At 71.8% G+C, this 23,119-nt stretch carries 21 protein-coding genes and 1 riboswitch; of the genes, 11 read left to right on the forward strand and 10 right to left on the reverse strand.

The window, feature by feature from the left end; translation table 11 throughout:
* The 10 genes from IEY82_RS29605 to IEY82_RS29650 form a co-directional block, all read left to right on the forward strand.
* Positions 1 to 1,456 (forward strand): CHAT domain-containing protein (locus IEY82_RS29605; RefSeq protein ID WP_189127544.1); only part of this gene is annotated, 1,456 nt, incomplete at its 5' end.
* A 176-nt stretch (positions 1,457 to 1,632) separates the two neighbouring features.
* Positions 1,633 to 2,484 carry a terpene synthase family protein gene (locus IEY82_RS29610; RefSeq protein ID WP_189127545.1) on the forward strand — a complete coding sequence of 284 codons (852 nt, stop codon included), beginning with the start codon at positions 1,633 to 1,635 and terminating at the stop codon, positions 2,482 to 2,484.
* Positions 2,485 to 2,608: 124 nt separating this feature from the next.
* A riboswitch (cobalamin riboswitch) is annotated at positions 2,609 to 2,814 on the forward strand.
* A 128-nt stretch (positions 2,815 to 2,942) separates the two neighbouring features.
* Positions 2,943 to 5,336: a ribonucleoside-diphosphate reductase subunit alpha gene (locus tag IEY82_RS29615; protein WP_225263659.1), complete on the forward strand. Its 2,394-nt coding sequence runs from the start codon at positions 2,943 to 2,945 to the stop codon at positions 5,334 to 5,336.
* A complete protein-coding gene (locus tag IEY82_RS29620; RefSeq protein ID WP_225263662.1) occupies positions 5,333 to 6,358 on the forward strand; it encodes a ribonucleotide-diphosphate reductase subunit beta in 1,026 nt (341 codons plus the stop codon). Before IEY82_RS29615 ends, IEY82_RS29620 begins: the two co-directional genes overlap by 4 nt.
* A 306-nt stretch (positions 6,359 to 6,664) precedes the next feature.
* Positions 6,665 to 7,261, forward strand: coding sequence for a GTP-binding protein (locus tag IEY82_RS29625; protein WP_189127546.1), 597 nt, complete (start codon positions 6,665 to 6,667; stop codon positions 7,259 to 7,261).
* A gap of 23 nt (positions 7,262 to 7,284) precedes the next feature.
* Positions 7,285 to 7,761, forward strand: coding sequence for an Lrp/AsnC family transcriptional regulator (locus IEY82_RS29630; protein WP_189127547.1), 477 nt, complete (start codon positions 7,285 to 7,287; stop codon positions 7,759 to 7,761).
* A gap of 165 nt (positions 7,762 to 7,926) precedes the next feature.
* Positions 7,927 to 10,236, forward strand: a complete 2,310-nt coding sequence (locus tag IEY82_RS29635) for a HelD family protein (protein WP_189127548.1) — start codon at positions 7,927 to 7,929, stop codon at positions 10,234 to 10,236.
* 665 nt (positions 10,237 to 10,901) lie between these two features.
* Complete coding sequence (lnt, locus tag IEY82_RS29640) at positions 10,902 to 12,581, forward strand: apolipoprotein N-acyltransferase (RefSeq protein ID WP_225263664.1); 1,680 nt, start codon at positions 10,902 to 10,904, stop codon at positions 12,579 to 12,581.
* A 2-nt stretch (positions 12,582 to 12,583) separates the two neighbouring features.
* Positions 12,584 to 13,327, forward strand: a complete 744-nt coding sequence (locus IEY82_RS29645) for a polyprenol monophosphomannose synthase (RefSeq protein WP_189127549.1) — start codon at positions 12,584 to 12,586, stop codon at positions 13,325 to 13,327.
* 68 nt (positions 13,328 to 13,395) lie between these two features.
* Positions 13,396 to 13,974: an FxsA family protein gene (locus tag IEY82_RS29650; RefSeq protein ID WP_189127550.1), complete on the forward strand. Its 579-nt coding sequence runs from the start codon at positions 13,396 to 13,398 to the stop codon at positions 13,972 to 13,974.
* Between the two features lie 82 nt (positions 13,975 to 14,056).
* Here IEY82_RS29650 and IEY82_RS29655 read toward each other — a convergent pair whose 3' ends face one another.
* From IEY82_RS29655 to IEY82_RS29700, 10 genes are all read right to left on the reverse strand, one after another.
* Positions 14,057 to 14,401 carry an RNA polymerase-binding protein RbpA gene (locus tag IEY82_RS29655; RefSeq protein ID WP_189127551.1) on the reverse strand — a complete coding sequence of 115 codons (345 nt, stop codon included), beginning with the start codon at positions 14,399 to 14,401 and terminating at the stop codon, positions 14,057 to 14,059.
* Between the two features lie 172 nt (positions 14,402 to 14,573).
* Positions 14,574 to 15,173, reverse strand: coding sequence for a hypothetical protein (locus IEY82_RS29660; protein ID WP_189127552.1), 600 nt, complete (start codon positions 15,171 to 15,173; stop codon positions 14,574 to 14,576).
* Positions 15,174 to 15,301: 128 nt separating this feature from the next.
* The gene (locus tag IEY82_RS29665; protein WP_189127553.1) at positions 15,302 to 15,682 is read right to left on the reverse strand and encodes a winged helix-turn-helix transcriptional regulator; all 381 of its coding nucleotides are present in this window, start codon (positions 15,680 to 15,682) and stop codon (positions 15,302 to 15,304) included.
* Between the two features lie 138 nt (positions 15,683 to 15,820).
* Positions 15,821 to 17,266 carry an MFS transporter gene (locus IEY82_RS29670; RefSeq protein ID WP_189127554.1) on the reverse strand — a complete coding sequence of 482 codons (1,446 nt, stop codon included), beginning with the start codon at positions 17,264 to 17,266 and terminating at the stop codon, positions 15,821 to 15,823.
* A gap of 15 nt (positions 17,267 to 17,281) precedes the next feature.
* Positions 17,282 to 18,082 carry a glycerophosphodiester phosphodiesterase family protein gene (locus IEY82_RS29675; RefSeq protein WP_189127555.1) on the reverse strand — a complete coding sequence of 267 codons (801 nt, stop codon included), beginning with the start codon at positions 18,080 to 18,082 and terminating at the stop codon, positions 17,282 to 17,284.
* 36 nt (positions 18,083 to 18,118) lie between these two features.
* On the reverse strand, positions 18,119 to 18,658 hold the full coding sequence (locus IEY82_RS29680) for a TrmH family RNA methyltransferase (RefSeq protein ID WP_189127556.1): 540 nt from the start codon (positions 18,656 to 18,658) through the stop codon (positions 18,119 to 18,121).
* Entirely contained in the window at positions 18,655 to 19,245 is a 591-nt protein-coding gene (locus tag IEY82_RS29685; protein ID WP_189127557.1) for a class I SAM-dependent methyltransferase, read from the reverse strand. Before IEY82_RS29685 ends, IEY82_RS29680 begins: the two co-directional genes overlap by 4 nt.
* 11 nt (positions 19,246 to 19,256) lie before the next feature.
* On the reverse strand, positions 19,257 to 20,204 hold the full coding sequence (locus IEY82_RS29690; RefSeq protein ID WP_189127558.1) for a VWA domain-containing protein: 948 nt from the start codon (positions 20,202 to 20,204) through the stop codon (positions 19,257 to 19,259).
* Between the two features lie 55 nt (positions 20,205 to 20,259).
* Positions 20,260 to 21,195 (reverse strand): DUF58 domain-containing protein, encoded by a 936-nt coding sequence (locus IEY82_RS29695; RefSeq protein ID WP_225263665.1) that lies wholly within the window; start codon positions 21,193 to 21,195, stop codon positions 20,260 to 20,262.
* Entirely contained in the window at positions 21,192 to 22,193 is a 1,002-nt protein-coding gene (locus IEY82_RS29700; protein WP_189127559.1) for an AAA family ATPase, read from the reverse strand. The genes IEY82_RS29695 and IEY82_RS29700 overlap by 4 nt, the downstream gene beginning before the upstream one ends.
* 56 nt (positions 22,194 to 22,249) lie before the next feature.
* Between IEY82_RS29700 and IEY82_RS29705 the strand changes: the two genes are divergently transcribed.
* Positions 22,250 to 23,020 carry a hypothetical protein gene (locus IEY82_RS29705; RefSeq protein ID WP_189127560.1) on the forward strand — a complete coding sequence of 257 codons (771 nt, stop codon included), beginning with the start codon at positions 22,250 to 22,252 and terminating at the stop codon, positions 23,018 to 23,020.
* Positions 23,021 to 23,119: the final 99 nt, after the last annotated feature.

Consider the following 23,119-nt stretch of genomic DNA (forward strand, 5'->3'; position numbering starts at 1 on the left):
GGGCGTCGCCGCCAGGGCACGGCACCGCGGCCCCGCCGCGTCGCGGGCGGCCGGCTGGCTCGCCGAGGCGCTGCGCGCGCGGGCGGCGGGCCGGCCGCGGCGGCTGCTGCACGCCTGCCGCGCTGGGCTGGCGCTGATCGAGGAGCACCGGCTCACCTTCGGCTCCGCCGAGCTGCGGGCCCGGGCCACCGCGCAGGGCGCGGAGCTGGCCAGGCTCGCGCAGCGCCACTGGGTGCGCTCCGGCGGCGCCCGCGAGCTGCTCGCCTGGACCGAGCGGTGGCGGGCGACCGCGCTGGCGGTGCCGGCCGTCCGCCCGCCCGAGGATCCCGAACTGTTCGCCCGCCTGGCCGCGCTGCGCGAGACCGACCACCTGCTCGACCGGGCCCGCTCCGACGGCGCGGCGTCGGCGGCCACCCTCGAACGGGATCGCGAACGGCTGGAGGCGCAGGTCCGCGAGCTCACCCTGCGCGTGCGCGGCCCGTACGGCCGTGGCGCGGTCGCGCCGGACGCCGGCCTGATCCTGGCGGCGCTCGGCGACGGCCCGCGCGCCGGGGCGCGGCTCGTGGAGCTGGTCGTGGTCGACGGCGTCCTGCACGCGCTGCTGTGCGGCGGCGGCCGGGTCCGCAGGTTCGAGGTGGGCCCGGTGGCGGCGGCCGTCGCCGAGATCGAGTTCGCCCGGTCGAGGCTGCGCCGCCTGGCCTACCAGCGTGAGCCGGACCGGCAGGAGCTGGGCGAGCTGGGCCGCCGCCTCGACGCGAGCGTCCTGGGGCCGGTGGCCGCCCGGCTGGGCGACGGCCCGGTCGTCATCGTGCCGCCCGGCATCCTGCACGGCGCACCCTGGGCGCTGCTGTCGTCCCTGCGCCGCCGGGTGTTCGACGTCGCGCCGTCGGCCGCCGCCTGGTTGCGCGCGCGTGCGGCGGTCCCGCCCGAGGACGGCGCCGTCGTGCTGGTGCGCGGTCCCGGCATGGCCGCCGCCGACGGCGAGGTGCGCGCCATCGCCGCCCTGTACGACGAGGCCACGGTGCTGGGCGGTGGCTCGGCGACGGCCCGCGCCGTGCTGTCGGCCGTCGACGGCTGCCGGCTGGCCCACCTGGCCGCGCACGGGACGTTCCGCGCCGACAGCCCGCTGTTCTCCTCCCTGCTGGTCGACGACGGGCCGCTGACCGCGCACGACCTGGAGGGCCTGGGCCGGGCGCCGCACCGGCTGGTGCTGTCGAGCTGCGACTCCGGGCAGATGGCCCCCGTCGGGGCCGACGAGGTGCTCGGCCTGGCCACCGCGCTGCTCCGGCTGGGCACGGCCGGCATCGTGGCGAGCGTCGTCCCGGTCAACGACGAGGCCGCGGTACCGGTGATGGTGGGACTGCACGAGGGGCTGCGGCGGGGGCTCACCCTGGCCGAGGCGCTCGCGGCCGCCCGCGGAGACGACGTCTCCTTCGTCGCCATCGGGGCAGGCTGAGGTGTTCCCCTCCACCCCCAGAAGGGGAGGTCTCCGGCCTCGGCAGATTTGACGATGAGGCCGTCCAGCGCCTTGATCGGACGCCGTTGATCATGTGAGACTTCCCTACAATGGGACACTCATCCGGACAGTGGGGGTCGTCGCCCATGATCCGCGTGCCGATCGAGCGGCTCTAGATGCCGGACGACGAGCTGGACGTGGCGTTCGAGCTCGGCAGGACCTGCGCGCTGGCCGCCGAATGCGGCAGAGATCTGCGGCGTTGCGCCCAGATGTACACCGGGCTGTTCCCGGCGGCGGCCTTCGACACCGACTTCTACACCGGGATGTCCCTGGCCGGCGCGTTCACCTCGCCGTGGACCAGCGCCGAGGGGCTCAAGGTGGCCAACAGGGCCGCGATCTGGGTGCTGGCCGTCGACCGGCTGATCGACCACACCTTCACCAGGCGCGGCGAGGTCAACGCCCTGGTGCGCGAGTGCCTGGCGGTCGCCGACGGGGCGGTGCCCAGGGCGGCGGTCACCAGGTTCCTCGCCGACCTGCGCGACGAGCTCGACCGGGTCAAGGAGTTCGAGGACCTGAAGGAGCTCTGGCGAGACCAGCTGGACGCCATGCTGAGCGCGATGACCCGGGCGTGGGTCTGGCGCGACACCCGGCGGGCGCCCTCGCTGGAGGGCTACCTGGACAACGCCGACAGCCGCGGGTCGTGCTTCGTGGACCTGTCGCACTGGATCTACGCGGGTGACGACTGGGCCAGGCGGCACCTGACCGAGCTGCGCCCGGTGAGCGCGCACGTGCAGCGCTACCTGCACCTCCTCGGTGACCTCGCCTCCTACCGCAGGGACGTCTCCTGGGGCGACCTCAACGTGCTCATGCTCGGCGTCGACCGCGCGGAGGTGACCGACGCGATGGCGCGCCTGGAGCGCGAGTCGGCCGAGCTGATCGGGCCGCTGCGCGAACGGAGCCCGAGAGCGGCCGCCTACCTGCGGCGGCAGATCGGCTTCCACGCGGGCTACAACGGCGTCTCGGGCTAGCGGCCCGCCGCGCGCGGCTCTGGCCGGGGCGCCCGTCCGGCTTCGGCCTGGCGAGCCGGACGACTTCCCGTGAAGCCGGCCTCGGTACGACATGTTGGGTGTGACTTTTGATCGCCCCCTATATATGGTGTCTGCTGCAGCCGGTTCGGCCGCCTCTACAGGCGGCCGAGGCAAGAGGGAACCTGGTGAGAATCCGGGACTGCCCCGCAGCGGTGAGTGGGAACGACCGCCGTCAGACGCACTGGGCCACGAGGCCCGGGAAGCGACGGCCAGTAGGCGTGAGGGACGCGCCCACGAGTCCGAAGACCTGCCGGCGCGCCGTACACGATCATGCGTGTGCGGCTGCTCCGAGGCCGCGCGGGACGGCCGACGGCACCGGCGCCAGGGCTGTGCGGCGTCCCTGCCGCGGCCTCCCGCGCGTGTTCTCGGTTCATGACCGAGTTCGCGAGGAGAGAACAGTGACGGTCACCGGGGACGCATCGACCGACCTCACCGAGAGGGCGCCGGCGGACGGGGAGGGGCCCGCGCCGCGCAGTGTCCGGATGCGGGTGCGTAAACGCGATGGCAGGACCGAACCGGTCGATGTCAGCAAGATCGTGCGCGCGGTGGAGCGCTGGGCGGGCGATCTGACCGACGTCGACCCGCTGCGGGTCGCCACCAGGACCATCAGCGGCCTGTACGACGGTGCCACCACCGCCGAGCTGGACCGGCTGTCGATTCGGACCGCCGCCGAGATGATCGGGGAGGAACCGCAGTATTCACGCCTGGCGGCGCGGCTGCTGTCCGGCTCCATCGGCAAGGAGGTCCATGGGCAGGGGGTGGCCTCCTTCAGTCAGGCGATCCGCGTGGCCCACGCCGAAGGGCTCATCGGCGACGCCACGCTGGAGTTCGTCGACGCCAACGCCCGCAAACTCGACGACGCGATCGACCCGGCCGCGGACCTGAGGTTCGAGTACTTCGGGTTGCGCACGGTCTACGACCGCTACCTGCTGCGCCACCCGTCCACCCGGCTGACGCTGGAGACACCGCAGTACTGGCTGCTGCGCGTGGCGTGCGGACTGGCCCGGACACCCGCCGAGGCGATCGGGTTCTACCGGCTCATGTCGTCGCTGGCCTACCTGCCGAGCTCGCCGACGCTGTTCAACTCCGGCACCCGCCACACCCAGATGTCCTCGTGCTATCTGGTCGACTCGCCCCGCGACGAGCTGGGCTCCATCTATGAGCGCTACGCCCAGGTCGCCCGGCTGTCGAAGTTCGCCGGCGGGATCGGCATCGCCTGGTCGCGGGTGCGCTCACGCGGCGCCCTGATCCGTGGCACCAACGGACACTCCAACGGCATCGTCCCCTGGCTGCGGACCCTTGACGCCTCCGTGGCGGCCGTCAACCAGGGCGGTCGCCGCAAGGGCGCGGCCTGTGTCTACCTGGAGCCGTGGCATCCGGACGTCGAGGAGTTCCTGGAGCTTCGCGACAACACCGGCGAGGACGCCCGCCGCACGCACAATCTCAACCTGGCCAACTGGATCCCCGACGAGTTCATGCGCCGGGTCGAGGCCGACGGGATGTGGTCGCTGTTCGACCCCGACGAGTTGCCCGAGCTGCCCGATCTGTGGGGGGAGGCGTTCGACGAGGTCTACCGCGCCGCCGAGCGGGCGGGCCGGTACGTGCGCCAGGTCAGGGCGCGCGACCTGTACGCCAGGATGATGCGTACTCTCGCGCAGACCGGCAACGGCTGGATGACCTTCAAGGACGCCGCCAACCGCCTGTGCAACCAGGCGGCCGAGCCCGGCAACGTGGTGCATCTGTCCAACCTGTGCACGGAGATCATCGAGGTGTCCAGCGACGCCGAGACCGCCGTCTGCAACCTCGGCTCCGTCAACCTGTCCGCGCATGTGGCCGACGGGGGCATCGACTGGGAGCGGCTGCGCGCGACCGTGCGCACCGCGGTCACCTTCCTGGATCGCGTGATCGACGTCAACTACTACCCGAGTGAGCAGGCGGCGGCGAGCAACCCGCGCTGGCGGCCGGTCGGTCTGGGCGTGATGGGGCTGCAGGACGTGTTCTTCGCCCTGCGGCTGCCGTTCGACTCGGCCGAGGCCAAGGAGCTGTCCACCCGGATCGCCGAGGAGATCTACCTGTCGGCGCTGGAGACGTCGGCGGGTCTGGCCGAGCGCTTCGGCGCCCATCCCGCCTATGACCGGACCTGGGCGGCGCGGGGAAGGCTGCAGCACGACCTGTGGGGCGAAAGCGGCACCCAGGGCGAGCGCTGGGCCGAGCTGCGTGGGCGCATCGCGGCCCATGGCCTGCGCAACTCGCTGCTGATCGCGATCGCGCCCACCGCCACCATCGCGTCGATCGCCGGCTGCTACGAGTGCGTCGAGCCGCAGGTGTCCAACCTGTTCAAGCGCGAGACCCTCAGCGGCGAGTTCATGCAGGTCAACAGCGCGCTGGTGGCCGAGCTCAAGGCGCGCGGGCTGTGGACCGAACACATCAGGGCCGCCGTCAAGCAGGCCGAGGGCTCGGTGCAGGGCATCGCCGAGCTGCCGGAGGACGTGCGGAGGCTGTTCCGCACGGCCTGGGAGCTGCCCCAGCGGGCGCTGATCGACATGGCGGCCGCGCGCTCGCCGTACATCGACCAGAGCCAGTCGCTCAACCTGTTCATGAGCGCCCCGACCATCGACAAGCTCTCCTCGATGTACCTGTACGCCTGGAAGTCCGGGCTGAAGACCACCTACTACCTGCGCTCACGTCCGGCCACCCGCATCCAGCAGGCCACCGTCCCCGTCGTGAACACCTCCGAGGAGGCTCTCGCCTGCTCGCTGGAGAACCCCGAGTCCTGCGAGGCCTGCCAGTGAGCGGCACCGACCCCGAGGAGAACCTGATGTTGCTCGATCCGGGCATGAGCCTGACCCTGCGGCCCATGCGTTACCCGCTCTTCTTCGACCGCTACCGCGACGCGATCAAGAACACCTGGACCGTCGAGGAGGTGGACCTGCACTCCGACCTCAAGGACCTGCGGCGACTGTCGGAAGCCGAGCGTCATCTGATCAGCCGCCTGGTCGCCTTCTTCGCCACCGGCGACACGATCGTGGCCAACAACCTGGTGCTCAACCTCTACCAGCACGTCAACGCGCCCGAGGCGCGACTGTACCTGTCGCGGCAGCTGTTCGAGGAGGCCGTGCACGTCCAGTTCTACCTGAACCTGCTCGACACCTACGTGCCCGGCGAGCAGGAGCGCTTCGCGGCGTTCGCCGCCGTGGAGAACATCCCCTCCATCCGGCGCAAGGCGGAGTTCTGCTTCCGCTGGATCGACTCCCTGGGTGATCTTCGCCGGCTGGAGACCCGGGAGGACCGGCGGGCCTTCCTGCTCAACCTGATCTGCTTCGCCGCCTGCATCGAGGGCCTGTTCTTCTACGGCGCCTTCGCCTACGTCTACTTCCTGCGCTCGCGCGGCCTGCTCAACGGGCTGGCCTCGGGCACGAACTGGGTCTTCCGCGACGAGTCCATGCACATGGCCTTCGCCTTCGACGTGGTCGACGTCGTGCGGCAGGAGGAGCCGGACCTGTTCGACGAGGAGCTGGCCACCCAGGTCAGGGAGATGCTCGCCGAGGCCGTCGACTGTGAGGCGCGGTTCGCCGAGGACCTGCTCGGGCAGGGCGTGCCGGGCATGTCGATCGCGGACATGCGGACCTACCTGGAACACGTGGCCGACCGGCGGCTGGCCCAGCTCGGCATCGAGCCGCTGTACGGGGCGAAGAACCCGTTCGCCTTCATGGACCTGCAGGACGTCCAGGAACTGGCGAACTTCTTCGAACGCCGGGTCTCGGCCTATCAGGTGGGCGTGACCGGCTCGGTCAGCTTCGACGCCGACTTCTGATCCCGTGGTGCCCCGGGCCGCGGGCCCGGGGCACCGGCGCGCGGCGGCCCTGACAAGCCTCTTGACACTCGGGTGGGCGGCGGACGAACGGGAGGGGCGGAAGGCAACAATCGTGACATATTGAATCTTGCACTGCTTAGCGTCTTGAGTGGAATTTGTGGCATTGCTATGGTGTCTCGATGTCAGCCGTATAGATCGATCTCTTCCTGCGCCTTGACAGGTTCGCTGACCAAGGCCCTCAGGGCGGATGTGTGCACGCGTACGGGGCCGACGCCTCGCCGCGAAGCGATGTACAGGTGGTGCTCGATGGACTTTGGTCGTACTGATCTTCGATGGAGACTGCCGACCGCGATCAAGATCCTGATCGCGGGCGGATTCGGCGCGGGCAAGACCACCATGGTCGGCGCGGTCTCCGAGACCCGGCCGCTGCGCACCGAAGAGGCCCTGACCCACGTCGGCGCGCGCGTCGACGACCTGTCGGGCGTCGAGGCGAAACCCACCACGACCGTGGCCATGGACTTCGGCCGCATCACGATCCGCGACGACTACATGCTGTACCTGTTCGGCACGCCCGGCCAGGAGCGGTTCTGGTTCGTCTGGGACGACCTGACGCTGGGGGCCCTCGGCGCGGTCGTGCTGGCCGACAGTCGCCGCCTGGCCGACTGCTTTCCGGCCCTCGACTACTTCGAACGCCGCGACACGCCGTTCGTGGTGGCGCTCAACTGCTTCGACGGCGCGGGCCCCTTCACGGTCGGTGAGGTGCGGACGGCCCTCCAGTTGGAGCCCGAGATCCCGATCGTGCGCTGCGACGCGCGCAGGCGCGACTCGGGCAAGGAGGTGCTCATCACGCTCGTGGAGCATGCCATGCGCAGGGCCGCCACCCCGGTCGGGACCAGGTCGTGACCAAGAGCCGCTACTTTTGACCGATGGAGGAGATCGACCGCCGGATCGTGACACTGCTGGCCAGAGACGGCCGGATGAGCTTCACCGATCTGGCCAGGGAGACCGGGCTCTCGGTCTCGGCGGTGCACCAGCGGGTGCGCCGCCTGGAGAAGCGCGGAGTCATCCGGGGATACGCGGCGATCATCGACCACGACGCGGTCGGCCTGCCGCTCACCGCGTTCGTGTCGATCAAGCCGATCGACCCCGCCGCGCCCGACGACGCCCCCGACCGGCTGGCCCACCTGCGCGCGATCGAGGCGTGCCACAGCGTGGCGGGCGACGAGAGCTACATCCTCAAGGTGCGCGTCGCCTCACCGGTGGCGCTGGAGGACCTGCTGCAGCAGATCCGCGCCTCGGCCAACGTCTCGACCCGCACCACCGTGGTGCTGAGCACCCCCTACGAGCATCGGGCCCCCGACGTGGCCGGCGACGGCGACCTCGGCGGCCAGACCCCCGCCTGACCCGGGTTTGACCGGACCACTGCCGCCTCAAGAGGGAGGACGGGATGCGGGCGGGGGCGGCAGGCGCGAGGATGTGTGTGACTCGACCGGCATGCTAATGTCGTCGTTTGTCGCAACAACAAACAGAATGGCCCGGAGTGTCCCATTAATAACAATAATGGTCTGGTGTCAACGCGTCAAACAGAGCTCGTAAGGGAGCAGGAGTACGTCACCCGCCTCTACGAACGCCTTGACGTGCTGCGCGACCGCACCCAGCGCAGCCTCAAGGACGTGCTGGCCACCGGCGCCGTCGGCACGTTGCAGAACCGGTCCGAGCGTGACACCTTCGCCGAGATGTACGCCTCGCGGCTGGCCCGGCTGTGGGCCGTGGAGCGGGGCCTGGTGTTCGGCCGCCTCGACCACGTCGACGAGGGCCGGCTCTACATCGGCAAGCTCGGCCTCACCGACGACGAGCAGGACCGCCTGCTCATCGACTGGCGCGCACCGGTCGCGCAGCCGTTCTACCGCGCCACCCCGGCCGCGCCGATGGGCGTCACCCGTCGCCGCCACCTGCAGACCAAGGGCCGCGCGGTCATCGGCGTCGAGGACGACCTGCTCGACCTCGACGCGCTGAGCGACGACGACCGCGCCACCCTCAACGGCGAGGCCGCGCTGCTGGCGGCGCTCGACGAGCACCGCACCGGCCGGATGCGCGACATCGTCGCCACCATCCAGGCCGAGCAGGACCGCGTCATCCGCGCCGACCTGAACGGCGTGCTCGTGGTCCAGGGCGGCCCCGGCACCGGCAAGACCGTCGTGGCCCTGCACCGCGCCGCCTACCTCCTCTACACCCACAGGCAGCGGCTGGAGCGCCGAGGGGTGCTCATCCTCGGCCCCAACCCCATGTTCCTGCGCTACATCGAGCAGGTGCTGCCCTCCCTCGGCGAGACCGACGTGCTGCTGTCCACGGTCGGCGAGCTCTACCCCGGAGTGACCGCGACCGCCCGCGACCGGCCCGAGGTGGCCGCGCTCAAGGGAGACCCGCGGATGGCCGAGGTGCTCGCCCGGGCCGTCCGCGACCGGCAGCGGGTGCCGCGCAAGCCCATCGAGCTCGACCTGGGCGGCCACACCCTCACCCTCGACCGCAACCTGCTCGAAGCGGCCCGCAACAAGGCCGTGCGTACCCGCCGCCCGCACAACCAGGCGCGCGCGGTGTTCGTCAGATCCCTGCTGAACGCGCTGGCCCGGCAGGCCGCCAAGCGGCTCGGCAAGGGGCTCGTCGACGACGACGAGCTGGCCGACCTGCGCGAGGAGCTGCGCACCGAGCCCGTCGTCAAGTCCGCGCTCAACCGCCTGTGGCCCTACCTCACCCCGCAGCGCCTGCTGCTCGGCCTGTACGGCTCGCCCGAACGCCTCGGCCACGCCGCCTCCGCCCTGACCCCGGCCGAACGCGCCCTGCTCCGCCGCGACCCGGCGGCCCGCGGCGGTGAGTGGACCGAGTCCGACGTGCCGCTCCTCGACGAGGCCGCCGAGCTGCTCGGCGAGATCGACGAGCAGGTGCTGCGCGCCACGGCGCTGCAGGCGGAGGAGGAGCTGGCCGCCGCCAGGCAGGCGGAGGAGCGCGAGCGCGAGTCCGAGGTGGCCTACGCCCGCGAGGTCCTGGAGCTGACCGGCCTGTCCGACGTCATGGAGGCCGAACGGCTGGCCGAGCGCCAGCGGGGCGAGGGCCCCTACCTGACGACCGCCGAGCGGGCCGCGGCCGACCGCACCTGGGCCTACGGCCACGTCATCGTGGACGAGGCGCAGGAGCTGTCACCGATGGCCTGGCGCGCGGTCATGCGGCGGGTGCCCACCCGGTCGATGACGATCGTCGGCGACATCGCGCAGACCGGCTCGGCGGCGGGGGCGCGCTCCTGGAAGGAGGTGCTCGACCCCTACGTGGCCGGGCGCTGGCGGCAGGAGCGGCTGACCGTCAACTACCGCACGCCGGTGGAGCTGATGGCGGTCGCGGCCCGCGTGCTGGCCACCATCGACCCGTCGCTCGAGGCGCCCGCCTCGGTCCGCGAGACCGGCGCCGAGCCCTGGTCGGCGCCCATGGCCGCGCTGCCCGAGCTGGTCAAGGCCGAGATCGGCGAGGGCGGCAAGATCGCGGTCGTGGTGCCCGACGCGCTGCTGGAGCCGGTCGGCGAGACCGTCCGCGCCGCCGTGGCGGGCGCCGAGGTGATCGCGCCCGGCGCAGGTCGCGGCAGGGGCGCCGCGGCGCTCGACGCGCCCGTGGCGGTGCTTGGCGTCGCCGACGCCAAGGGGCTGGAGTTCGACTCGGTGATCGTCGCCGAGCCCGCCCTGATCGCCGCGCAGTCACCACGAGGCCGCAGCGACCTGTACGTCGCGCTGACCCGCGCCACCCAGCGGCTCGGCATCGTGTACGACCAGCCGCCGGGGGAGGCGCTGAGCGGCTTGCCAAGGCGCGGGCGGGAGGCGACTAATGGGCTATAACCGGCTTTGGACGAGGCGGCCCCGGCATGTCCTACCTGCGAAAACTTGATGTTTCTGCTGATCGGGACACGGTTGACATCTGAGGTGGAGTCGGTAGTTTGCTGCGCAGTCCAGCACGGGACTTGGCCGGTTGGCCGTCTCTGACATCGTCGGATCCTGCGTCCGTGACGGAGCGTGACTCCGTCCACACAGCCAGGTGCAGGGCCGTCGGTCCGTCGAGTCGGGGCACCCCAACCGGGCGGGGGGTTGGACCCGGGACGGGCCCGGGAGCCCAGTAGACAACGGAATTCCGCGCTCGCCGCCGACGAGACGGGTCCGGTCCGAAGGGTTTCCGGGCCCTCTTCCCGCTCTCGTGCGCCGGATCGCCATCAAGCGCCGGGTGGTCCCACGGCCTCGTCTACCGCGGGATCACCCAGTCGCCGGCCCGTCCGCCGCCCTTCACCGCGCCGCCGGGCCCCCCTGCGAAGCCCCAGAGGGCCCCCAGGCCCCGCTCGGCCGCATCCGGTCCCTGACGCTGACCCGGGCCCGCGAAGCCGTCAGAGACTCCTGTGAACGCCTGGGGCCCCTGTTTTCGATCTCGTCCCGCCGGGACGACCGATCGTCCGCCGGAGGGCGGTACCGTTTCGGCTAGCAGGCACGCGACGCGCTGAGGAGAGACCGGAGTGGTGCAGGACAGGACAGGCCTACCGTCGGGCGACGGTCGGCCTGCGCACGCCCCGGCCACTCCCGCCGCTCCCGGCCCCGCGCCGGACCCGGCCCGCCCCGGACACGGTGAGCGTGGTGGCGGGGCGCGCACGGTGGAGTCCGGCCGGGCGCTCGCCGCGCGCGTGGCGGCCGCCGTGGCCGGCGGGGCGACGCTGTTCCTGGCCTTCCCGCCGCTCGACTGGTGGGTGTGCGCGCCGCTCGGCATCGCGCTGATCGTCGCGGCTCTGCGCGGCTCCCGCCCGCGCCGTGCCGCCTGGCTCGGCTATCTGGCCGCCGCCGTGTTCCTGCTGCCCACGCTCGCCTGGGTGCGGACGATCGGCGTCGACGCCTGGATCATGCTGGTAGGCGTCGAGAGCCTGTTCTACGCGGCGCTGGCCGTGCTCGCCGCGCCGGTGTTCCGGCTGCGGCCGTGGCCGCTGTGGTTCGCCGGGCTCTGGGTGGCCATGGAGTGGGCGCGCGGCCTGGTGCCCATCGGCGGCTTTCCCTGGGCGCGGGCCGCCTTCAGCCAGGGCGAGTCGCCGTTCACCGGATACGCGGCGCTGGGCGGCGCCCCGCTGGTGTCGTTCGCCGTCGCCCTGTGCGGCGCCCTGATCGCCCGCGCGCTGCCGTGGGGACGGGCGGCCCTGGCGCCTCCGGCGCGACGGGCGGGGCCGGTGCCGGCGCGCCGGCTGGTCCCGCTCGCGCTCGCGCTGGCCGTTCCGGTGCTGGGCCTGGCCGTGCCGAGGCCGGGCGACGAGGGCCGCACCGTCAACATCGGCGTCGTGCAGGGCAACGTGCCCGGCCGTGGCATGTACATCCTGGGCGACGAGCCGGCCGTCGTCCTCAGAAACCACGCCAACGAGACCAAGAGGCTGGCGCAGGCCGTACGAGAGGGCAGGCTGCCCAAGCCCGACCTCGTGGTGCTGCCGGAGAACTCCACCGACATCGACCCCTACCGCGACGCCGGCGCGCGGGAGATCATCCACGAGTCCGTCAAGGACGTCGGCGTGCCCACGCTCGTCGGCGCCGTCGTGGCCATCGGCGACGAGCACCGCGCCACCCGCAGCCTGGTGTGGGACCCGGTGACCGGGCCCGGCGCCTACTACGACAAACGGCACCTGGTGCCGTTCGGCGAATACACCCCGTTCAAGGAGATCGTGCTGGCGCTGTGGGAGCGGGCCAACCTGGTCGGCAGGCAGTCCGTGGCGGGCACCAGGCCCGGCGACCTGAAGATGGGGCCCGTGACGATCGGCGCCGTCAACTGCTACGAGGTGGCCTACGACGGCACGGTGCGCGACACGGTGCGCACCGGCGCCACGCCGCTGGTGGTGCAGACCAACAACGCCAGCTACGCCGAGTCCAATCTGCCGCCGCAGCAACTGGCCATGTCCAAGCTGCGCGCGGTCGAGCACAACAGGGCGGTCGTGACGGCCGCCACCACGGGCATCTCCGCCTACGTCACGCCTGACGGTAAGGTCTCCTGGCAGACCCGCGAGCTCGTCGCGGACATGAACGTGGTCACGGTGCCGGTGCGCACCCAGACCACCGTCGCGACCAGGCTGGGCGCGCTGCCCGAGTGGGCCCTGGCCCTGATGGGAGTGGTGGCGGCCGGTGCCGCGTGGAGAGGCAGGCGGCAGGACGACCCGATGAGGAATGACTGATCATGGAGACTCTCGGCCGGGTGCTCGTCATCGTCCCGACCTACAACGAGCGTGACAACCTGCCGGCGATCGCCGAGCGGTTGCGGGCCGCGCTGCCGGAGGCCCACCTGCTGGTGGCCGACGACGCCAGCCCCGACGGCACCGGCGACGTCGCCGACGAGCTGGCCGCCAAGGACGACCACGTCCACGTGCTGCACCGGCCGGCCAAGCAGGGGCTGGGCGCCGCCTACATCGCGGGCTTCCGATGGGGCCTCGACGAGGGCTACACCGTGCTGGTGGAGATGGACGCCGACGGCTCCCACCAGCCCGAGGAGCTGCCCGGCCTGCTGCGGGCGCTGGAGGAGGGGGCCGACCTGGCGATCGGGTCGCGCTGGGTGCCCGGCGGCAAGGTGGTCAACTGGCCGGCCTCGCGCGAGCTGCTGTCCAGGGGCGCCAACATCTACACACGGATCATGCTCGGCCTGCCGGTGCGCGACGCGACCGCGGGTTTTCGCGCCTACCGGGCGGCGACCCTGGAGAAGGTGGGCCTGGCCGACGTCCAGTCGCAGGGTTACTGCTTCCAGGTCGACCTCACACTGCGCACCTCCCAGCACGGGTTGCGGGTGGTGGAGGTGCCGATCACGTTCGTGGAGCGGACGGTCGGCACCAGCAAGATGAACGGCCGCATCATGGCCGAGGCGTTCTGGCGGATCTTCGTGTGGGGGGTCACCGGACTGCCCGGCCGGTTGCGGGGCAGCAGGGCCTGATCCGGAACGGTTCGGCCGCGCCGGGCGTTGTTCCTGCTGTACGCACGTGTGCGGAATCGAGGGAAACGATGCGGCTGCTGCTCTTTCTGGCCTTCCTGGCCATCCCGGTGCTGGAGATCTGGCTGCTGATCCAGGTCGGCTCGGCCATCGGCGGCTGGACGACCGTGGCGGTGCTGATGGCCGTCGCCGCGTTGGGCGCGTGGCTGGTGCGCCGCGAGGGGCGCCGGGCGTGGCGGGTGCTGCAGGAGGCGCTGCAGACGGGCCGGATGCCGGACCGGGAGCTGTCCGAGGGCGGTCTCGTCCTGGTGGGCGGCATGCTGCTGATCCTGCCGGGCTTCCTCAGCGACCTCGTCGGGCTGGCGTTCGTGCTGCCGTTCACCCGGCCGGTGATGCGCCGCCTGGGCGCCTGGTTCTTCGAGCGCCGGGTCAAGCGGATGGCGGCCGCCTCGCCGTACACCCATCTGTTCCCGCCGCAGGGCGTCGGCGCGCCGGACCACGGGCCGCGCGGCGGCCGGGTGGTGCACGGTGAGGTGATCCGCGACGACCGTGGCCCCGGCGGTGACCCCGGTCGTGACTCCGGCCGCGAGGAGCGCGCCTCGGGACCGGCGGCGATCCGGTCCGACCACGGATCAGGCGACCCCCGGTAAGCGGGCGGAGCCTCGGTCGCGGCACTTCAGGCACAGCGAAACCCCCGGGCGACCGCCCGGGGGTTTCGTACCGTGAGATGTGTCAGGCGCTCTTGCGACGCTGGGCCCGCAGGACGGCCAGCCTCTCGTTGAGCACCTCTTCCAGGTCCTCGATGGACCTCCGCTCCAGGAGCATGTCCCAGTGTGTCCGCGGGGGCTTGGTCTTCTTCGACTCCGGTTGCTCGCCGTCGACGCGTACGGCGGTGACGCCGCACATCCGGCACTCCCAGGTCGAGGGAATCTCGGCCTCGGCGGCAAGCGGAACCTCGAAGCGATGGCCCTTAGGACAGGTGTAGGGCACCTCCTGGCGTGGGGCCAGATCCGTGTTACGGTCGTTCTCGTAGCTGGTTGCCCCGAGCCGGGTGCCACGAAGTGCGCGCTCGCCCATGTCTAAATGCCTCCTACAGGGCCCCCATGCGTAGGGGGTCTGTCTCCCACGGTGTCTAACGCTTGGTACCGTGATGGGATTCCCACCCGCGGCGTGATCCAATCGCTTCGGCCCCCAGGAGTTGACGCGGAAGCGGCGCCACCCTGGTAGGCGGGTCGCGAGCGCCGAAGGTTCAGGCGGCGCGTGAGCGCCACACCCCGTAGGCCAGCCACAGACCGCCGGCGGCGATCAGCGCGCCGTGCGCGATCCGCAGCGGATACGGCCCGAAGAACTGCGGGACGAACAGCACGAAGCCGAGCGCGAGCGGGGCCGCGCTCCACGCGGGCAGTACGCCGGAACGCCCGACCGCCACCGCGGCCATGACCGTCCCCACGCCGAGCAGCACGAGCCCGGCGGCGAACATGGACACGGCCACCGGCCCGTAGCGGAACTCCTGGGCCAGCTCCATCAGCGCCGGCGCGTCGTCGCGCAGGGACCGGCGGGCGATGACGCTGAGCCCGAAGTCCTCCGCGCCGTAGTAGGGCAGGGTCAGCCCCGCGCCGATCCAGGTGACCACGGCCGCCCGGAGGGACAGCCGGTCGCCGAGCAGCCCGTGCAGGCCCAGCAGGCCGAGGGCGAGCAGGATGAAACCGATCATGGCGGCCAGATGGCCGGTGATCCAGGCAGTGGAGGCCATGGCGGCGGCGTCGTCGCCGGAGGGCCGCACGGCCGGGTAGACGAGGAACAGCACGCCGCCGGCGGCGAGGGCCAGGGAGGTGAGTCGGGGGTTCATGGCGCTCCATCGGATGGAAATCATCGCTCTGATATGTGAGCAATGCTCTCGCCGGAGAGTGTCGATGTCAAGAGCGGTGCTCTCTCTTTAGAGCTGTGACCACTCGACCCCGGGCGTCCTCCGAGTCGTCAGGCGTCGAAGCGGCGGCGGGCGCCCTCGATGTGACCGAAGTGCTGGTGGGTCCAGTCGCAGATCAGATCGACCATCGCTCGCAGGGCTCGGCCCGGCTCGGTGAGGGTGTACTCGACCCGCGGCGGCACGGTGGGGTACACCTTTCGCTCGGCCAGACCGTTGCGCTCCAGCATGCGCAGGTTCTGGGTGAGCATCTTGTGGCTGATGCCCTCGACCTCGTTCCGCAGCTCACTGAAGCGCAGGGTGCGCTCACCGAGGACCTCGATGATCAGCAACGCCCACTTGTTGGCGACATCCGAGAAGATCTCCCGCGCCAGGGAGTCGGCGCGCCTCAGGTCCGCTTCGTCGGACGAGCCGGTGAACTGCTTGGTCGCCATCGCGTTCCCCCGTCACTGAAAGTGCGTTCTGCCACGTCAGCGAACACTCTTCTATGGTTTCTGAGTCACCACAAGAGAGTAGCGGTCTCTCCGGGGCCCGGCTCGGACAGTGCGCGGCCGGGCCCCTCCGGCGGTGAGTCAGATGCGCTCGGGCACCTCGTTGCCGGCGGCGCGGATCGCCTTGGGCAGATTGACCAGCGCCAGCAGCACGAACCCCAGGACGAAGAAAATGATCATCGAGACGATGGCGATGCGGTAGCTGTTGGTCAGCTGCAGCGCGATCGTCACCGTCAGCGCGCCGATGAAGGCCGAGCCCTTGTCGCTGATCTGCAGCAGGCTGAAGTACTCCGCCTCCCGGCCCTTCGGGATCACCTGCGAGAACAGCGAGCGCGACAGCGCCTGGGTGCCGCCCAGCACGATGGCGATCGCCAGCGCCAGCAGGTAGAACTGGACCGGCTCGCCCTCCTCGACGAACAGGGCGCTGACCACGATCACCGTCCACACGACCAGGCTGCCGAGCACGGTGCGCTTGGTGCCGAACCGGCGGGCCAGCAGGCCGAGCAGCAGCGCGCCGAAGAACGCCACGAACTGCACCATCAGGATCGCGCTGATCTGCACGGTCCGGTCCAGCTTGAGGGCCTCGGAGGCGAAGGCCGCGCTGTTGCCGATGACCGTCTGGATGCCGTCGTTGTAGACCAGGTACGCCACCAGGAACAGCAGCGTCAGCGGATAGCGGCGCAGCTCCCTCAGCGTGCGGCCGAGCTGGCGGAAGCTGCCGCCGACCGAGCGCAGCGCGGTGGTCTCGTGCGGCGGGACCGGCCGGTTGCGCAGGCGCAGCAGCGGGATCAGGGTGAACGTCGCCCACCACAGCCCGGCCGACATCATGCAGATCCGCACCGCCATGCCCTCGGACAGGCCCAGGCTCTCGTGCTGCAGGTAGAGCACCAGATTGAGGGCCAGCAGCAGCCCGCCGCCCAGATAGCCGATCGCCCATCCGCGCGAGGAGACGCCGTCGCGCTCGTCGGGCGTGGAGATCTGCGGCAGGAACGAGTCGTAGACCACGACCGAGGCCCCGTAGGCCAGGTTGGCCAGCACGAACAGCACGCCGCCCAGCAGGTAGCGGTCGCCCTCGACGAAGAACAGGCCGAGCGTGGCCAGCGCGCCGAGGTAGGCGAACCCGCCGAGCAGCTCGCGCTTGCGGCCGGTGTGGTCGGCCAGCGCGCCGACGATCGGCAGGAAGACGATCTGCAGGAACACCGCCACGGTCAGCGTGAGCCCGAAGAACGCGGCGGGCCGGATGTCGGCGCCGAGCACGTCGACGTAGCCGAGCCCCGGGTCGGCGGCGACCAGCGCGTCGAAGTCGTCCGCACAGGTGGCGGCGGCGACCGAGGGGAAGTCGGTGGCGCACGCGGAGGTCTTGGCCACGGCGATCAGGTAGGGGCCGAGGAAGACCGAGACGATCGTGGTGTAGAAGGCGGAGTTGGCCCAGTCGTAGAAGTACCAGGCCCGCTGCTCGCGCCTGCGGGCGACGGGGGAGTCGTGGGCGGGGTCGTCAGGAACCGCGGGGGGTGCGGGTACGGGCATGGTGTCCAGTCGCTCCTAGGCGGCCAGGTGGCCGGGATGCCACAGCCCGCGACGGTCGAGGACGTCGCGCAGGCCGGTGACGTTGTCGGTCATGATGCCGTCGACGCCGAGATCGAGCAGGTGCTCCATGCGGGTGGCGTCGTTGATGGTCCAGACGTGCACCTGCATGCCGATGGCGTGGGCGGTGCGGATCAGGCTGCGGGTGGTGACGCGCAGCCCGCGAAACCCCACCGGCACCTGCGCGCACGGGACGCCGGCGCGCGACAGGCGGGTGAGCAGCCGGCCGTAGCCGGAGGTGGAGGCGGCGGCGCGCAGCGTGGCGACGCCGCGCGGGCCGAGCGCGGAGCAGACCTCCCGGCCGACCGCGGCCCTGGCCAGCATCAGCCGCTCCTCGGAGAAGGAGGTCAGGCACACGCGGTCGTGGGCGCCCGTGCGCCTGATCGCGTCGGCCAGCGGGGCGATGGCGCCCGCCTCCTTCACGTCGATGTTGAAGCGGTGCTCCGGCCAGGTGCCGAGCAGGTCCTCCAGCAGCGGGATCTCGTGGACGCCGCCGATGCGGGCCCGCCTGACGGCGCTGTAGGGCAGCTCGGAGATCCGGCCGCGCCGGTCGGTGACGCGGTCGAGCGTGTGGTCGTGGAAGGCGAGCAGCACGCCGTCGGAGGTGGCGTGGGCGTCGGTCTCCAGGTAGCTGTAGCCCAGCCGCACGGATCGCTCGAAGGCCTCGGCGGAGTTCTCGGCGCCCTCGGCGGAGCCTCCGCGATGGGCGAAGGCCAGCGGGCCCGGATGGTCGAGGAACGCGAAGCGGCGGCTCAGCACGTCCTGAAGTATGCCTTTCGTGGATGCACGATGAGGTTACGAATCGGGGAGATTCTGCCATTCCTGGCGTCGGGCCTCGGCCAGCGCGATCGCGGCGGCCACCGAGACGTTGAACGAGCCGACCCGTCCGACCTGGGGGATGTAACAGACCCCGTCGGCCGCGTCGAGCAGGGCCGGTGAGCAGCCGTGGTCCTCGCTGCCGACCACCAGGCACACGTCACGGCCGAGGTCGGCCCGGTGCAGCGGCACCGCCTCGGAGGTCAGCTCGATGGCCAGCACGGTGTAGCCGTCGGCCTTGGCGGCCTTGACCGCCTCGCCGGCGGGCACCGCTTCGTGCCAGGTGACCAGGCGTTCGGTGCCGAGCGCGGTCTTGCCCGCCTTGGGATTGGTCGGCGGGGTGGCGTTGCCGGCCAGCCAGATCTGGTCGACGCCGAAGGCGGCGGCGGTGCGGAAGATCGAGCCCACGTTGAAGGGGCCGGTCACCGACTCCAGGATCAGGGCCAGCCGGTTGCCGGTCTGGCGGCGCCAGGTGCGGTTGAGGCGCTTGACATCGGTGGGGCGCAGCTGCCGTCTCATCGCTTCACTCTCAGAATCCGGTAGGCGGCCCGGGAGGCCTCGCGGGAGGCCTGCCAGCCCTGCTCGCCGAGCCAGCGCTGCAGGGAGTCGGAGCCGAGGTGTTTCTGCACGACCAGGTAGGCGACCCCGCCGGGCGCCAGCCGCGTCAGCCAGCGGGTGAGCATCTCGTGCAGCGCCGGCTTGCCGATGCGGATGGCCGGGTTGGACCAGATGGCGTCGAACGTCACATCGTCGGGGACCTCGTCGGCGTGCATCGCTCTTACTTTGTAAAGGCCCGCGGCCCGGGCGTTGCGCTCCGTGAGCTCCACGCTGCGCCGGTTGACGTCGACGGCCCACACGGTCGCCTCCGGAGCGCGCGAGGCCATGGTGAGGGCGATCGGGCCGTAGCCGCAGCCGAGGTCGAGCAGGTCGCCCTCGGCGGGCGGCGGCGGGACCGTCTCCAGCAGGACGCGGGTGCCGAGGTCGATCCGCTCGGGGCTGAACACGCCCCTGTCGGTCTCCAGCCGAAGGTGCAGGTCGGGCAGCACGAGGTCGACGACGCCCGGCCGGCTCGACGCCCCCGGTCGCTCGGAGAAGTAGTGGGCCACGGGCCGCAACGTTACGGGATCCGGGCACCGAACAGGACCGCGGCACCGGCCACCAGCAGCCCGCACAGGATCGCGGCCACGATGAACCACTGGGTGATCTCCTGGTCGACCAGCTTGAAACCGAGCGAGGTGCCGATCTGCTCGTAGACGTCGCGCAGCTCGTTGCCGGACTCCGCCGAGTAGGCCCGGCCGCTGGTGCCGTCGGACAGCGACTGCAGGGTCTGCTTGTTGACCGGCACGTTGACCGGGCGGCCGTCGATGGAGACCGTGCCCTCCTGCGTGCCGTACGCGATCGTGGAGACCGGCACCGCCGCCTGCTTGGCGGCGTCGATGGCCTCGTTGACCGAGCGGCCGGAGGTGTTGTCGCCGTCGGACAGCAGCACGATCGCCGCGGGCGGCGGGTCGGTGGCGGCGTCCTGGTCGAAGGAGCGCACCGAGTCGAGCGCGTTGAACACCGCCTCGCCGATCGCGGTGCCGGGGCGGGTCGACAGGTTGCCGATGGCGGTGACCACGGCCTGGTGGTCGGTCGTGGGGGAGATGACGACGTTGGCCGAGCGGGCGAAGGAGACCACGCCCACGTTGAACCGGTCGGGCAGCTCGCTGACGAACGCCTGGGCGGCGGCCTTGGCGGCGGTGATGCGGTCGGGCTGGACGTCGTCGGCGTCCATCGACAGCGACACGTCCAGCGCGACCATGATGGTGGCGCGGTCGCGCGGCACCTTGACCTGGTCGGCGGGTTTGGCCGCGCCGATGACCAGCAGCGCCATCATGGCCAGGAACAGCAGCGGGGCCACGTGCCGCCGCCAGCCGGGCCCGGCGGGGGCGACCAGGTCGAGCAGGGCCAGGTTGGTGAAGCGGACGGTGTAGCGGCGCCGCGCCAGCTGCGCGGCCACGTAGCCCGCGATCAGCAGGGCCAGCAGGAGGAACAACCACAGCCAGGCGGGGGCGAGGAACGTCATGACGCCTCCTTCGTGGCCACGTCGCCGGGTCCGGTGGTCGCCTCGGCGCCCTCGGTCACGTCACCCTCCGGCGGGCGAGGTGGCCGATGCGGCGCTGGCGTAGCACGAACTGTGCCACATCGAACACCCAGTCCCGGTCGGTGCGCAGCACGAGGTGCGCCACGCCGGCCCGGCGCAGCGCGGCCCTGGTGCCCTCCCGCTGCAGGGCGGCCGCCTCGGCGTAGTCACGGCGGACTTTGGGCGAAAGATGCACTTCGCGTACTTTCCCGGTCTCGGGGTCGGCGAACGCGACCCGGCCCACGTCCGGCAGTTCGAGCTCGCGGGGGTCGATCACCTCGACCGCCAGCACCTGGTGGCGGGACGCGAGCCGGCGGATCGGCCGCTCCCACGGGCGTTCGGCGTCGGGGTCGAGCTCCGGCCGGGCGTCGAGGAAGTCCGACACGATCACCCGCATGCCGCGCCTGCGCCGGGTCGCCGCCAGCACCTCGATGCCCTCGGCCAGGTCGGGAGGGTCGGGCACGGGCCGGCCGCGCGGCGCGTCCATCAACGAGTGGAGCAGCCCGTACAGCGCGGGACGGCCGGTGCGCGCGGGCATCCGGTGCAGGAACTCGTCGTGGATCACCAGCGCGCCGAACCGGTCGGCCATCCGGCTGGACAGGAACCCGATCGCGCCGACCGCCGACACCACCAGATCGCGCTTGTCGGTGTCGGCGGTGCCGAAGTCCATGCTCGGCGACAGGTCCGCCAGCGCCCACGTCTCCAGCTCCCGGTCGGCGATCAGATCCCGCACGTGCGGCACGGTCGTGCGCGCGGTCACCGCCCAGTCCATCCGGCGCACGTCGTCCTCGCCCGGCACGTACACGCGGCTGTCGCCCGACTCGCTGCCCGTCCCGGGCAGCAACCCCTGGTGCGCGCCGTGCAGCAGGCCGTCCAGCTTCCTGGTGACCAGCAGCTCCAGCCGGCGCAGCGCCTGCTCCGCGGTGGCCGTCAACGGCTCTGGTTCCAGACGACGAGAGGCGGCGGCACGGCCTGCAGGATCTGCCGGACGACCTGCTCGGGATCGACGCCGTCGGCCAGCGCGTCGAAGGTGAGCATCAGACGGTGCCCCATCACGTCGACGGCCACGTCCCGTACGTCGTCGGGCAGCAGGTAGTCGCGGCCGCGCAGCAGCGCCAGCGCCCGCCCGGCGGCGACCAGGCCGAGCGTCGCGCGCGGGCTGACGCCGATCTCGATGGTCTCGGCCAGGTCGGGCACGCCGTACTCGGCCGGGGCGCGGGTGGACATCACCAGCCGCACCACGTAGTCGGCGACCAGCGGGTGGATCGAGACCTGCTCGGCGGCCTCCTGCAGGGCCATCAACCGCTGCGGGTCGAGCACCCGCTCCGGCGAGGGCGGGGTGACGCTCATCCGGTGCAGGATCTCCAGCTCCTCGTGGGCGCTGGGATGCGGCACCCGGACGCGGAACAGGAACCGGTCGCGCTGCACCTCGGGCAGCGGGTAGACGCCCTCGGACTCGATCGGGTTCTGGGTGGCCAGCACGATGAACGGCCTGGGCAGCTCGTGCGTCACGCCCGCCAGCGTGACCTGGCGCTCGGCCATGACCTCCAGCAGCGCCGACTGCACCTTGGCCGGGGCGCGGTTGATCTCGTCGGCGAGCAGGAAGTTCACGAACACCGGGCCCAGCTCGACGTCGAACTTCTCGTTGGACGGGTGGAACACCCGGGTGCCGACGATGTCGCTCGGCACCAGATCGGGGGTGAACTGGATGCGGGCGAACGTGCCGCCCACCACGGTGGCCAGGGTGGAGGCGGCAAGGGTCTTGGCGACGCCCGGGACTCCCTCCAGCAGGCAGTGCCCGCGCGCGAGCAGGGCCACGATCAGCCTCTCGACCATGTGGTCCTGCCCGACGATGACCCGCCGGACCTCGTCGAGGGTCTGACGCAGCACGGCCGCGTCGGTTCCGCCTGGCAACTCTTCGGCGACGCTCATGACGCCCATTCCACCAAACGTGCCGCAAACGTGCACGACGCCACGTCTGTGCTTTCATGGCAAACGTGGCAGTTCCGCTGCAGTACGGCGATCCGCCCCGGCTGGGGCCCTTCCAGGTGCAGGCGCGTCTGCACACCGGCTCGGCCGGCTTCGTGTACCTCGCCCATGCGGCCGACGGGCGCGCGGTCTCGCTGGCGGTGCTCACCCGGGGGGCGGCGCTGGACGCGGCGGCGCGCGAGCGGTTCGTCACCGCGATCCGGGAGGCCACCGCGCACGGCGGCGTGCGGGGCTGGCTCGAACGGGCCACCCGGTCACGGGCCGCCGTGCTCGACGGGGCGCCCCAAGTGCTCGCCATGGACACCGGCCGGGCGCCCTGGGTGGCGGTGCCGTACGTGCCGGGCCGGCCGGGAGCCGAGCGGTTCCTGGAGCCGGTCATGGTCGGCGGGACGTTCATCGGCCTGGCGCACGGCCCCGACTTCGTCCCCTACTGGCTGACCGACCGCTCGCCCGCGCTGCCCGCCCCGCCGCCGGGCCGGCGCCCGCTGACCGAGACCGCGCGGCGGGTGCTGTTCGCCGCGCTGGCGCTCGCCGTGCTGGTGCTCCTGCTCGTGACGATCCTGCTGTTGCTGCTGCTGGGCCGGCAGGACGCCGACCCGATGCCCAGGCCGCTGCCGCCCACCAACTTCGAGCCGTCGCCGCCGCCGAGCCCCGCCAGCCCGGAGCCGCGCCAGCCTTCGCCCAGCCCCACGCCGTCGCCCACCGACAGCGGCGGGGGCACCCCCGGCCGCTCTCCCGGCGACGATCAGGGCGACGAGCCGCCGCTCTGACCCTCACCTTTTCGATGGGCGCCTTTCTCACATTCGTCTTCGCCTGTCGACGGTTATTCGCTCACGGAAGAATGCGCCTTTAGAGAAATGCGCCCCCAG

It is taken from the genome of Nonomuraea cavernae, assembly GCF_014646355.1.
Lineage (GTDB): Bacteria > Actinomycetota > Actinomycetes > Streptosporangiales > Streptosporangiaceae > Nonomuraea > Nonomuraea cavernae.

Coding starts and splice junctions, on each gene's coding strand:
- IEY82_RS29625 (WP_189127546.1), top strand. CDS start 6,665: ATGGACTTTGGTCGTACTGATCTTCGATGGAGACTGCCGACCGCGATC.
- IEY82_RS29665 (WP_189127553.1), bottom strand. CDS start 15,682: ATGGCGACCAAGCAGTTCACCGGCTCGTCCGACGAAGCGGACCTGAGG.
- IEY82_RS29660 (WP_189127552.1), bottom strand. CDS start 15,173: ATGAACCCCCGACTCACCTCCCTGGCCCTCGCCGCCGGCGGCGTGCTG.
- IEY82_RS29680 (WP_189127556.1), bottom strand. CDS start 18,658: ATGAGACGGCAGCTGCGCCCCACCGATGTCAAGCGCCTCAACCGCACC.
- IEY82_RS29690 (WP_189127558.1), bottom strand. CDS start 20,204: ATGACGTTCCTCGCCCCCGCCTGGCTGTGGTTGTTCCTCCTGCTGGCC.
- IEY82_RS29610 (WP_189127545.1), top strand. CDS start 1,633: ATGCCGGACGACGAGCTGGACGTGGCGTTCGAGCTCGGCAGGACCTGC.
- IEY82_RS29705 (WP_189127560.1), top strand. CDS start 22,250: ATGGCAAACGTGGCAGTTCCGCTGCAGTACGGCGATCCGCCCCGGCTG.
- IEY82_RS29700 (WP_189127559.1), bottom strand. CDS start 22,193: ATGAGCGTCGCCGAAGAGTTGCCAGGCGGAACCGACGCGGCCGTGCTG.
- IEY82_RS29645 (WP_189127549.1), top strand. CDS start 12,584: ATGGAGACTCTCGGCCGGGTGCTCGTCATCGTCCCGACCTACAACGAG.
- IEY82_RS29670 (WP_189127554.1), bottom strand. CDS start 17,266: ATGCCCGTACCCGCACCCCCCGCGGTTCCTGACGACCCCGCCCACGAC.
- IEY82_RS29655 (WP_189127551.1), bottom strand. CDS start 14,401: ATGGGCGAGCGCGCACTTCGTGGCACCCGGCTCGGGGCAACCAGCTAC.
- IEY82_RS29630 (WP_189127547.1), top strand. CDS start 7,285: ATGGAGGAGATCGACCGCCGGATCGTGACACTGCTGGCCAGAGACGGC.
- IEY82_RS29650 (WP_189127550.1), top strand. CDS start 13,396: ATGCGGCTGCTGCTCTTTCTGGCCTTCCTGGCCATCCCGGTGCTGGAG.